Consider the following 12,332-nt stretch of genomic DNA (forward strand, 5'->3'; position numbering starts at 1 on the left):
ATATTCAAATTGAAAAAATCTTAATTCGTTTTCATTGGCGGTAAATCGAATGCAACAGATTCGTGTTCGAAATTATTTCTGTGTCCGCCATCGCAAAATGGTTTGTTTGCAGATAATCCACAACGGCAAAGACCAAGTGCAGATCTTCCTTGTAATCCGTATACAGCTCCTTCTGAATCCATGATTTCAAAATCACCTTCGATTTTGATTGATCCATTTTTATTGATGATTAATTTTGTCTTGCTCATAAACTTGTTTTTTAGTTTTTTTTCGGAAGGCAAAGATTGCGAAATAAATCTTGAAGATTTTAGCGGCAATGCTAGTTTAAACTGGTTCTATTTTACACCCAATACATCCAATATTGTCGTTTCGACGAAGGAGAAATCTTCGCGAGAAGCTCCATTCCTAAAGTCGCCAATCTTTGTCGAGCTACTTGCTAAGATTTCTCCTTCGTCGAAATGACATAAAATGAGAAAAAACTTTGCGCCTCTGCGACTTTGCGAGATTAAAAAACTCAGCGAATGGCTGCGTAATAACAAAATCTCAATTCTATTGCTTATTTTTGCACTCAATAAAATTGAGTTATGATACAAAATCCAAAGAGATATACTATTACAGCAGCATTACCTTATACTAATGGACCAATCCATATTGGGCATTTGGCGGGGGTTTACGTGCCTGCAGATATATATTCTAGATACTTGCGTTTGCAAAATAAAGATGTTGCGTTTATCTGCGGAAGCGATGAACACGGTGTTGCAATTTCGATGAAAGCAAAAAAAGAAGGAGTTACGCCACAAGAAGTTATTGATAAATATGACGGAATCATCCGTAAATCGTTTGCTGATTTCGGAATTTCATTTGATAATTATTCTAGAACTTCTGCAAAAGTGCATCACGATACGGCTTCAGAATTCTTTAGAACGTTGTATGATAAAGGCGATTTTATTGAAGAAGTTACAGAGCAATTGTATGATGCAAAAGCAAATCAGTTTTTAGCAGACCGTTTTGTGGTTGGAACTTGTCCTAAATGCGACAATCCAGAAGCTTACGGCGATCAATGCGAAAAATGCGGATCGACTTTGAACGCTACTGATTTAATCAATCCAAAATCGACAATTACGGGTGAAACTCCAATTTTAAAAGAAACAAAACACTGGTTTTTACCTTTAGACCGCTATTCTGATTTCTTAACAAAATGGATTTTAGAAGGTCATAAAAACGATTGGAAACCTAACGTTTACGGTCAAGTAAAATCTTGGATCGACGGCGGACTTGAACCTCGCGCGGTAACGCGTGACCTTGATTGGGGAATTGATGTTCCTGTTGAAGGTGCTGAAGGAAAAAAATTATACGTTTGGTTTGATGCGCCAATTGGTTATATTTCGTCTACAAAAGAATGGGCTGCTCGCGAAGGAAAAGATTGGGAACCATACTGGAAAGATGAAGAAACAAAATTGGTTCACTTTATCGGAAAAGACAATATCGTTTTTCACTGTATCATTTTCCCAGCGATGTTAAAAGCTGAAGGAAGTTATATTTTACCAGACAATGTTCCTGCAAATGAGTTTTTGAACCTGGAAGGAAACAAACTTTCGACTTCTAAAAACTGGGCGGTTTGGTTACACGAATATTTAGAAGAATTTCCAGACAAACAGGATGTTTTGCGTTATGCATTGACATCAAACGCACCGGAAACAAAAGATAATGATTTTACTTGGAAAGATTTCCAGGCTAGAAATAACAACGAATTAGTTGCCATTTTCGGAAACTTCATTAATCGTGTGGTGGTTTTAACCAACAAATATTATGAAGGTGTTATTCCAACGCCAAATGAATTTAGTGAAGTTGACGAAGCTGTTTTAGCAGAATTAAAAGCGTATCCAGCTGTAATTTCAAGTTCTGTTGAGCGTTACAGATTCCGTGAAGCATTAGGCGAATTGATGAATGTTGCTCGTTTAGGAAACAAATATCTTGCTGACGAAGAGCCTTGGAAGGTAATGAAAGACAATCCAGAGCGTGTAAAAACGCAAATGTATGTAGCACTTCAAATTGCTGCGGCATTGAGCGTTTTGGCTGAACCATTTTTACCTTTTACAGCGGCTAAACTTTCTAAAATCTTGAATTTAGGTGATCTTAAAGAACATTTTGAAGGATTCAGCAAATTCTTGAAAGAGAAAAATCGTGATGCAAAAGACATCATTTTGGATAAAACATTGGGTTGGAATGATATTACTGAAAATTCAGATTTGATTCCAGCAGGACACAAAATTAGCGAAGCAGAATTGCTTTTCGCTAAAATTGAAGACGAAGAAATACAAAAACAAATAGACAAATTGGAAGCAACAAAAACAGCTAATTTAGCTGAAAGCAAACAACCAGAACCGCAAAAAGATTTAATTCAGTTTGAAGATTTTGCGAAAATGGATATCCGTATCGGAACTATTCTTGAGGCTGAAAAAATGCCAAAAGCAAACAAACTTTTAGTTCTTAAAGTGGATACTGGAATTGATGTTCGTACAATTGTTTCAGGAATTGCCGAGAGTTTTTCTCCAGAAGAAATCGTTGGAAAACGTGTTTCTGTTTTAGCAAATTTAGCACCAAGAGCTTTACGCGGAGTTGAAAGCCAGGGAATGATCTTGATGACAACAAATGCCGAAGGAAAATTGGTATTTGTAAACCCAGATGCTGAAGCACCTAATGGATCGACGGTAAACTAAAGTTTTATTATATTATAAAATTGCGTGAATCGATTAATCCTTAATTGATTCACGCTTTTACTTTTTATCGAATACACAAAAAAAACAAATTGAAAAATTAAGTAATAATGAAACTCACCAAACCAAGATTAGCTCTAATCTGCGGTATACTCTGCATCTCGATTTTCCCGATATTGGTTAAATTACGTTTAACATCAGGATTGATTTCGGCTTTTTACCGAATGTTTTTTGCAGTTATTCTCCTTTTGCCTTACGTGCTTTTAAGCAAAAACTTTAAACTTCCGAGTTTAAAACTTACGCTTTTGGCAATGCTTTGCGGAATTTTATTTTCATCAGATGTTGCCGTTTGGAATATCGCTATTCAGGATTCGAGTGCGACGCAGGCTTCATTGCTTACAAACTTATCGCCAGTTTGGGTAGGAATTGGTTCCTTTTTATTTCTAAAATCAAAACCTGCGACAAATTTCTGGATTGGAACAATTGTTTCTTTATTCGGAATGGTAACTTTGGTTGGTTTTGAGTTTTTTATTGATCTTAATTTCAATCAAGCCTTTCTGTTTGCCGTTTTATCAGGAATTTTATATTCGATTTATCTTTTGGTGAGCAAAAATGTATTGTCAGAAGTTGATGTACTTTCCTTTATGACAATCAGTTTATTTACATCAAGTATTTATTTAGGAATTCTATGTTATTCATTAAACGAACCTTTTACAGGGTTTACAAATACAGGTTGGTTTGTATTAGTACTTCAAGCAGTAATTTGTCAATTGTGTGCGTGGCTTTCGATTAGTTATGCCACACAACATATGCGCGCAACAAGAGTATCGCTGAGTTTATTAAGTCAGGCTGTAATAACATCAATTTTAGCTTGGTTGTTTTTAGAAGAAAAAATAACTTTACAAATGGTTTTTGGCGGTATTATTTTACTTTTCGGAATCCGAATTACGTTTTATGATAAAACGATTTCTTTGAAAAGGCTTTTTTCTAAGTAAAGAACAGCTCATAGATTTCTACAGATTTAAAGAATTAACACAGATTAATTAATTTTAAAAAAAGTTCTCACGCAGATTTGGCAGATTAAGCAAATAAAAATCCTTTTAATCTTAATAATCTGTGGCAAAAAATTAGTGCAATTCGTGTAATTTGTGGCTAAATATTTTCACGCAGATTCAGCAGATTTAAGCAGATTTTAAAAAACACTTTAATCTCAATATCACGATAGCTATCGGGAGTGGCAAAAAACCTGAAACCTGAAACAAAAAACTTGAAACAAAAAACATTATGTTACATAAAACTAAAATACCAAACTTAAAAGTAATCGCATTTGATGCCGATGATACTTTATTTGTAAACGAACCTTATTTTCAAGAAACGGAACATAAATTTTGTGCTTTGATGGAAGATTATCTTTCACATCAAGGTATTTCGCAAGAATTATTTAAAATTGAAATAGAGAATCTGCCGTTGTACGGATACGGAATCAAAGGTTACATTCTTTCGATGATTGAAGCTGCGATGAACATTTCAAACAACACAATTCCAATTGAAGTTATTGAAAAGATCATTCAATATGGAAAAGAATTACTTGAAAAGCCAATCGAACTTTTAGACGGAGTTGAAGAAACTTTGCAGGCACTGCACGGAAAATATAAACTAGTTGTTGCTACAAAAGGCGATCTTAAAGATCAGCACAGCAAATTGCATCGTTCTGGTTTGGGTCATTATTTTCACCATATTGAAGTAATGTCAGACAAGCAAAATATTGATTATCAAAAACTGCTTGGCCGTTTAGACATTAAATCTCATGAGTTTCTAATGATAGGAAACTCATTAAAATCAGATGTTCTGCCTGTTTTAGAAATTGGAGGATATGCCGTTCATATACCATTTCATACTACTTGGGAACACGAAAAAATTAATCATAAAATAGAACACGAACATTTTAGTTCATTTGAAAATATAACTGAAGTCCTTCAGAACTTACTATAATGAAAACACTTTTAGATCTAGAAAACTGGAACAGAAAAGAGCATTTTGCACACTTTAAACAAATGGAAGAGCCGTTTTTTGGCGTAACCGTAGAAATTGATTGTACAAAAGCGTATCAAACGGCAAAAGAATTAAATGTTTCTTTTTTTATCTACTACTTACACAAAACATTAGTTGCTGTAAATTCAGTAGAAAATTTTAAATACAGAATTGCCGATGATAAAATTTACATCAACGATCATATTGATGCATCGGCAACAATTGGAAGAGAAGACGGCACTTTCGGATTTTCATTAATTGAATACCATCCAGATTTTAATTTGTTCAAACAAAATGCTTTAGCCGAAATTGAACGTATTCAAAACACAACCGGTCTTTTTACAAGATCATTTGATGATGATAATTTGATTCATTTCTCGGCTATTCCGTGGATAAATTTCACTTCGATTTCACACGCCAGAAGTTACACGTTTCCAGACAGCTGCCCTAAAATTTCTTTTGGAAAAATGACAACTTCCGAAACTGGAAAACGAACAATTTCAATGTCAGTACATGTTCATCATGCTTTAATGGATGGTTTACATGTAGGACAATTTATATATCGCTTTGAAGAGGAAATGAATCATAAATAGTTTTTATCTTACATTTTTTACCTTATTCTGCTATTATAATAACTTTTAATGGACAGCATAAACGCTGATAAATTTGTTGGTTTGAGGAAAATTTAAAACTCAAATTACAATGAAAAAAATTGTTATTACTCTAGCATTTGCACTAGGGTTAATTCATGTAAATGCACAAACAGAACATACTGCAAACAACTACAATAAGTGGTCTGTAGAATTGGCAGGAGGACTAACTAAACCTCAACGACCATTCTCTTCTGGTTATTCAACAGACACTCCAAGTCCATGGGTTGGAGATTTAGGAGTTCGCTATATGTTTAACAACAAATTTGGTTTGAAAGCTGATTTTGGTTACAACAGTTTTACTTCAAAAAGTAATTCTATCGATTTTGATTCAAAATACTACAGAGTAGATTTACAGGCGGTTGCTAACTTAGGCCGCATCATGAACTTTGAAACTTGGACAAATACTTTTGGTTTATTAGGACATGCTGGTTTTGGTTATGCTCAATTAAGAAGCGATAGTTTTAGAGGTGCTGATGAAATGGGTAATTTTATTGCTGGTGTAACTGGGCAAATTAGATTATCTAACAGAGTTGCTTTAACTGGAGATTTCTCTACTATTTTAAACGCATCACAAGATCGTGCTTTTGACGGTGCATATCTTGAAGGTAACAGAGGTTTTTCTGGATTACTTTTCAATGGTACTGTTGGTTTAAATATTTACTTAGGTAAAAACACTAAACATGCAGACTGGACGGTAATTTCTGAAAATGTAGATCTTAGAGCTTACGATGAGAAAATCGCTAATCTTGAAAATCAAATCAAGAACATGCCTTCTAAACAAGTTATCGTAGAAAAACCAGTTACAACAACTGTTGTAAACGATAAAGACGTTGTAAAAGAAATGATAAACGATAAATACTATAGTGTATATTTCGATTTCAACAAATCAACTCCAATCGAAAATTCAACGGCTGCAATTGATGTTGTTTTATCTTATTTAAGAAAAAATCCTTCAGCTTCACTTGACATTTTAGGATATGCTGATCAGGTTGGAAAATCTGAATACAACGAAAAACTATCAAACACAAGAGCTACAAATGTTAAAACTATTCTTGAAAAAGCAGGTATTGCATCTTCAAGATTAAATGTAGTTGCTCAAGGTGCCGATACTTCAATTCAAAAAGACTCTGAAGAAGCTAGAAGATTAGCAAGAAGAGTTACTTTTAGAGTAAAATAACCGTTCTTAACTAAACTTAAAAAGTCCTAAGGAAATTTCTTTAGGGCTTTTTTTTATCTCCTTCAAAAGAAAAAGTATAAGTATTAAAGATCATTTTGGTTTCGGAACAGAAAATTTATTTCACTAAATTTGGAATGATTTTTGTCGCAAAATACTCATGAAAAAAATACTACTTTTCCTTGTTTTACTCCATAATTCAATACTGCTAAGTCAAACAGTATTAAATAGTTTTCCGTTAAATTTAAATAATCCGCTAGAAAATGGTCAGAGCTTAAATATAGAGGATGTAAAAACTAATGAAATATATGTATTTGCCACAGACAATAACAATGTCAATATTTTAAAATACAATAAATCCCTATTTCTAAGAGGTCAGTTTACTGATTCTATAAAAAGTGCCAAAAATGGAATTTTGCTGGGCAGCAGCTTAAGCGAAGACGGAAATCCATCGCTGTATTGGAGCTCTCCTGACTATAAAAACTTAAGAATTATTAAGTATTACTTTGATACAAAAGCTTCCAAAACTTTAAGTTTTGATTTTGGTTCTTACAATTCTTATGTTATAAGCCATTTTCAAAAAGACAACTCGTTTTATGTTTTAGCAAAGGAAATAAAAGAGCCGCATTTACTTCTTTTTATATTTAATAACGGAAAATGCGAAATAAAAATGTTTGATTTTTCAGGAATTTTATTTCAAAATAAAAATGACCAGCGCTTTTCTTTCAGCACAATTCTCCAGTATTTTCCCATAGAAAAAATGGAATATAACAACTTTAATCCGCTGGATAAAAGCGTAAGCAAAAACAAAATGTATGTTTTAGACAATCACATTCTTTTAACTTTAGATTACAATACAAAAAAAACGCAAGTTTTAGATCTTAATTTGGAAACTCAGGAAGTAACCGAGAAAAACTACGATCAGCCTGTATCTAAAAAGCCTTCTAAAACTTCAAATTCTTTTTATAACGACAACAAACTATTTCAAATCAGCACCAATAACGACGAGTTTTTATTTGATGTAAAGGACTTGTCTACCGGCAAATCTGTTAAAACAGTTTCTATTTCAAAAAAGGATACCATACGCTTTAAAAACTCTCCGCTGTTTATTCAAAATAACGGATACAAACCGCAGGAAATTACTACTACAGCTAAATTTCTAAAGCAATTATCTGCTTTAAATTCTGGAGTTACTGTTTTTAAAAACAAAGAAAATAGTTTTATCACCTTTGGCGGATTTCTGGAATATCAAATCTCACGAGCACCAAGTTTTAATTACAATCAAAACGATGCTTTCTTTGGATTTGAAGACTACAATACTTATCCTGCTTACACACAAAGCCGAATGGTTTACTTTGATTCGATGCTGAATCCTGATTATGAGTTTGTAAACAACCAACAAACTGAGCCTTTGGCTGTTGACAATATATTTTATTTTTTAGGAAAAAGTAAAAACATTATCCTGGAAAACATCATAAAACTAAAAGACTATTCGCTTTTAGGTTATTATGATCTGGGAACAAAACAATATGTAATTCGTAAATTTACTGATGGCTTTATGCGTGAAGATGCAGGAAACCCTATTAGCAATAAAGCTGTTTTTTCGAAAAATTTCCCTGTAAATAAGCCTTAATTTTATTGTGAATTAATCCAAATGTGCCATGTTTTCTTGGTTTCGAAAAAATGGAATGAATTATTTTTTCTAACTTTACAAAAAAGACATCATTATGCTATCAAAAAATATTGAAACGGCTTTAAACAAGCAAATTCGCATAGAAGCAGAATCTTCGCAAACTTATCTTTCTATGGCTTGTTGGGCTGAAGTACACGGATTAGAGGGAATCGCTCAATTTATGTACACACAATCAGATGAAGAGCGTGCACATATGCTAAAATTAGTAAAATATGTAAACGAACGCGGAGGACACGCTCATATAACAGATCTAAAAGCGCCAAAAACAAGCTATTCTACTTTTAAAGAAATGTTTGAGGAGCTTTATAATCATGAACTTTTTGTTTCAAAATCGATCAACGAATTAGTACACATAACTTTTGAAGAAAAAGATTATGCAACACATAATTTCTTACAATGGTATGTTTCTGAACAAATCGAGGAAGAAGCAACTGCTAAATCAATTTTAGATAAAATAAACTTAATTGGAGATGATAAAGGCGGACTTTACTTGTTTGATCGTGATATTCAGCAATTAACAGTTACGAGCTCAATTGCAATCAATCCAAAATAAAAAAAGTTAAAGTTTATTTAGAATACTTAAAAATAACTTTTTTGATTTATATTTGCTACTGTTTTTATAATACAGAGGAAAATTGGGCAAGAAAGAAAAAGACAAGGACAAGAAAAAGGATAAAAAGAAAAAAAAGAATAAAGCTATCCTTGAAAACATCAAGAAGTTAGAAAACTGTAAATCTTCTTGTTGTGAGAAATACAAAAAAAGTGAAAAGAAACGTTGTTCACGTTGTCCTATGTTTGATTTATTCAAAAAAACGGCTTAACGATATATAGAAAACCCACCAATAGATTTGGTGGGTTTTTAATTTTAAAGTAAATTCAGCATCTGATTTTAAAAAACACTTTCATAACTAAATATGGAAAATCACATAACTATACCAAAATCCAGCCTTGATTTTTTGTCTCAACTTAAAGAAAACAATAACAAACCTTGGTTTGATGCACATAAACCGGAATACTTAAAAGAATTAAATCATATTGAAACTTTTGCAGGCGCGTTGTTACAAGAACTTTCTAAAACTGATCTTATAGAAACAGCTTCCGGCAAAAAAAGTGTGTACCGAATTTATCGAGATATTCGTTTTTCTAAAGACAAAACTCCTTTTAAAACCTTTTGGGGCGGCAGTTTTACGCGAGCAACAAGTGAAAGACGAGGCGGTTATTATTTTCATATCGAAAAAGGAAATACTTTTGTTGGCGGGGGATTTTGGGGACCGAATGCAGCAGATTTAAAACGTATAAGAAGCGAATTTGGACACGATTCAGAATCGTTTAGAACAATCTTAAACTCAAAATCTTTTGTTTCTACCTTTGGAACTTTACAAGGTGAACAGCTTAAAACAGCACCAAAAGGTTTTGACACAACTCACGAAGCAATTGACTTACTACGTTACAAACAGTTTTTAGTACTTAAGCGCTTTACAGATGATGAAGTTTTGAGCCCTCAGTTTTTAGAACAAGCTTTAGAAACTTTCAAGAACATGCGGCCTTTTTTAGATTACATGAGCGAAGTATTAACAACGGATACAAATGGCGCTTCGATTCTATAATTTCATAAAAAAACCTAACACGTTTTAAAAACATGTTAGGTTTAGTTTTATTCTTTTGATTAAAAGATTATTTACTAAGCAGCAAAATTTCATTTACAACAACTTCAGTAATAAATCTTTTCTCTCCATTTTTATCATCATAACTTCTGTGCGTTAATTTGCCATCTATAGCAACCTCTTTTCCTTTTACAACAAACTTTTCAATGATTTCAGCCGTTTTTCCCCACGCTGTTACTCGATGCCATTCTGTTTTTTCTACTTTATCGCCTTTCTCATTTTTATAAATCTCATTTGTAGCGATAGTTAAATGGGCTAATTTTTTACCTGTTTCTAACGTTTTAATTTCTGGATCATTTCCTACGTTACCAATTAATTGTACTCTGTTTTTCATTGCATTCATGGCTTTTACTTTTTTAAATGTTCATATAAAGAATTCGTTGATCAAATTCAACAAGGCAAAGATGCGACCGACCACAAAAAATATTCGGTTATAAACTACTTACTTTCGGTTGTAAATACTTGTAAGCGTTTGTAAATGGAAATCTTTTTGTATATTTGAGATAAATCCTACGATATGCAAGCAGAAATCAAAAAAGTAGAACTACGAAATTTAGCTCTTGAAGATTACAAACAATTGAAAAACTCAATGGTTGAAGCGTATCCTGAAATGGCCAATTCGTATTGGAGATCTAGTGACATCAAAAAATTACTTTCGATATTTCCCGAAGGACAATTAGTTATCCTTGTTGATGGTGTAGTTGTTGGATCGGCATTATCGCTTATTGTTGATGAAAAACTAGTTGATAAAAGACACAACTACAAACAAATTATTGGCGATTATACGTTTTCAACTCACAATCCTAATGGAGAAATTTTGTACGGAATTGATGTTTTTATTCATCCCAACTATCGAGGTCTTCGTTTAGGCCGACGTCTTTACGATGCGCGTAAGGAACTTTGCGAACAACTTAATCTAAAAGCCATTGTTTTTGCCGGAAGAATTCCAAATTACAATCAATACGCTAAAAAATTATCTCCAAAAAACTATATCGAAAAAGTTAAAGATAAGGAACTGCACGATCCTGTACTTTCTTTTCAGCTCAGCAATGATTTTCATGTATTGAGAATCATCAAAAACTATTTAGAAGGCGACGAGGAATCAAAAGAATTTGCGGTTCTATTAGAATGGAATAATGTTTACTATGACGAAAGTCCGAAACTTATAAATCTTGAAAAAAGCGTTATCAGGCTGGGATTAATACAATGGCAGATGCGCCAGTTAAACAATGTCGAAGCTCTTTTTGAACAGGCCGAATTTTTTATAGATGTTGTTTCTGGTTATGGAAGTGATTTTGCATTATTTCCAGAGCTTTTTATCGCTCCTTTAATGGCCGATTTCAATCATTTATCCGAAGCCGAAGCAATTAGAGAACTAGCGCGTCATTCAGATCCAATTCGAAAGCGTTTTCAGGAATTTGCCATTTCATATAATATCAATATTATAACTGGAAGTATGCCGCATTTGGAAAATGGTAATTTATACAATGTTGGTTTTTTATGCAAAAGAGACGGTACTTCTGAGATGTATTCAAAAATTCATATCACACCAAATGAAGTACAGCATTGGGGAATGAAAGGCGGTTCTGAATTTAAAACCTACGATACGGATTGTGGTAAAATTGGTATTTTGATTTGCTATGATGTCGAATTCCCAGAACTTTCAAGATTATTGGCAGATGAAGGAATGAATATTTTATTTGTTCCGTTTTTAACCGATACTCAAAATGCGTACACTCGTGTAAAACACTGTTCACAAGCTCGTGCTATCGAAAATGAATGTTATGTTGCGATTGCCGGCTGTGTTGGCAATCTTCCGAAGGTAAATAATATGGACATTCAATATGCGCAGGCTTCTGTGTTTACGCCTTCAGATTTTGCTTTTCCTAGTAATGGAATTAAAGCGGAAGCAACACCAAATACCGAAATGACATTGATTGTAGATGTTGATTTAAATCTGCTTAAAGAGCTTCATGAACACGGAAGCGTTCGAATTCTAAAAGACAGAAGAACAGATCTGTATGAAACTAAAAAAATAAATTAATGAAAACGTGCCTCGAATGTTCGGAAAAACTTTTTGGAAGAGAAGACAAAAAATTCTGCTCAGACAGCTGCCGAAATGCCTACAACAATAAAATAAATAAAGACAGCAACAATTATATGCGTAATGTAAACAATAAATTACGAAAAAATTACCGTATTTTGTCTGAGTTAAATACTGATGGGAAATCAAAAGCAACAAAAGATAAAATGATTAATAAAGGCTTTGATTTTGATTTCTTTACCAATATCTTGCTGACCAAAACAGGAAATACCTACTATTTCCTATACGACCAAGGATATCGCTCTTTGGACAATGATTATTATATGCTTGTTAAAAAAGAAATTTAGTTTAATACT

At 33.0% G+C, this 12,332-nt stretch carries 13 protein-coding genes; 11 read left to right on the plus strand and 2 right to left on the minus strand.

All coding sequences use genetic code 11. From position 1 onward, the window contains the following. Window positions 1-20 precede the first annotated feature (20 nt). A complete protein-coding gene (locus BOW55_RS01340) occupies window positions 21-248 on the minus strand; it encodes a CDGSH iron-sulfur domain-containing protein (protein ID WP_089053402.1) in 228 nt (75 codons plus the stop codon). A 336-nt stretch (window positions 249-584) separates the two neighbouring features. Here BOW55_RS01340 and metG point away from each other — a divergent pair, with 336 nt between their 5' ends. The 9 genes from metG to BOW55_RS01385 all read left to right on the plus strand — a co-directional run bounded on the left by metG (window position 585) and on the right by BOW55_RS01385 (window position 9,875). Then, window positions 585-2,720, plus strand: a complete 2,136-nt coding sequence (gene metG / locus BOW55_RS01345) for a methionine--tRNA ligase (protein WP_129022643.1) — start codon at window positions 585-587, stop codon at window positions 2,718-2,720. Window positions 2,721-2,827: 107 nt separating this feature from the next. Then, window positions 2,828-3,712, plus strand: a complete 885-nt coding sequence (locus BOW55_RS01350) for a DMT family transporter (protein ID WP_129022644.1) — start codon at window positions 2,828-2,830, stop codon at window positions 3,710-3,712. A gap of 289 nt (window positions 3,713-4,001) precedes the next feature. Next, window positions 4,002-4,709: an HAD family hydrolase gene (locus tag BOW55_RS01355; protein ID WP_129022645.1), complete on the plus strand. Its 708-nt coding sequence runs from the start codon at window positions 4,002-4,004 to the stop codon at window positions 4,707-4,709. Continuing rightward, on the plus strand, window positions 4,709-5,341 hold the full coding sequence (locus BOW55_RS01360; protein ID WP_129022646.1) for a chloramphenicol acetyltransferase: 633 nt from the start codon (window positions 4,709-4,711) through the stop codon (window positions 5,339-5,341). The genes BOW55_RS01355 and BOW55_RS01360 overlap by 1 nt, the downstream gene beginning before the upstream one ends. 109 nt (window positions 5,342-5,450) lie before the next feature. Beyond that, entirely contained in the window at window positions 5,451-6,578 is a 1,128-nt protein-coding gene (locus BOW55_RS01365; RefSeq protein WP_129022647.1) for an OmpA family protein, read from the plus strand. 157 nt (window positions 6,579-6,735) lie between these two features. Then, window positions 6,736-8,208, plus strand: coding sequence for a hypothetical protein (locus BOW55_RS01370; RefSeq protein WP_129022648.1), 1,473 nt, complete (start codon window positions 6,736-6,738; stop codon window positions 8,206-8,208). Window positions 8,209-8,302: 94 nt separating this feature from the next. Then, a complete protein-coding gene (locus BOW55_RS01375) occupies window positions 8,303-8,821 on the plus strand; it encodes a ferritin (RefSeq protein ID WP_089053408.1) in 519 nt (172 codons plus the stop codon). An 82-nt stretch (window positions 8,822-8,903) separates the two neighbouring features. Continuing rightward, the gene (locus tag BOW55_RS01380; RefSeq protein WP_083692280.1) at window positions 8,904-9,089 is read left to right on the plus strand and encodes a hypothetical protein; all 186 of its coding nucleotides are present in this window, start codon (window positions 8,904-8,906) and stop codon (window positions 9,087-9,089) included. A 93-nt stretch (window positions 9,090-9,182) separates the two neighbouring features. After that, complete coding sequence (locus tag BOW55_RS01385) at window positions 9,183-9,875, plus strand: DUF2461 domain-containing protein (RefSeq protein ID WP_129022649.1); 693 nt, start codon at window positions 9,183-9,185, stop codon at window positions 9,873-9,875. Between the two features lie 67 nt (window positions 9,876-9,942). On the opposite strand, the gene BOW55_RS01390 is transcribed toward BOW55_RS01385, so the two are convergent. Next, entirely contained in the window at window positions 9,943-10,275 is a 333-nt protein-coding gene (locus BOW55_RS01390; RefSeq protein ID WP_129022650.1) for a single-stranded DNA-binding protein, read from the minus strand. A 174-nt stretch (window positions 10,276-10,449) separates the two neighbouring features. On the opposite strand from BOW55_RS01390, the gene BOW55_RS01395 reads away from it, so the two are divergent. Beyond that, a complete protein-coding gene (locus tag BOW55_RS01395) occupies window positions 10,450-11,976 on the plus strand; it encodes a bifunctional GNAT family N-acetyltransferase/carbon-nitrogen hydrolase family protein (RefSeq protein ID WP_129022651.1) in 1,527 nt (508 codons plus the stop codon). Continuing rightward, window positions 11,976-12,323 (plus strand): hypothetical protein, encoded by a 348-nt coding sequence (locus BOW55_RS01400; RefSeq protein ID WP_089058040.1) that lies wholly within the window; start codon window positions 11,976-11,978, stop codon window positions 12,321-12,323. The genes BOW55_RS01395 and BOW55_RS01400 overlap by 1 nt, the downstream gene beginning before the upstream one ends. Window positions 12,324-12,332: the final 9 nt, after the last annotated feature.

The sequence above is a fragment of the Flavobacterium sp. YO12 genome (assembly GCF_004119495.1).
GTDB lineage: Bacteria > Bacteroidota > Bacteroidia > Flavobacteriales > Flavobacteriaceae > Flavobacterium.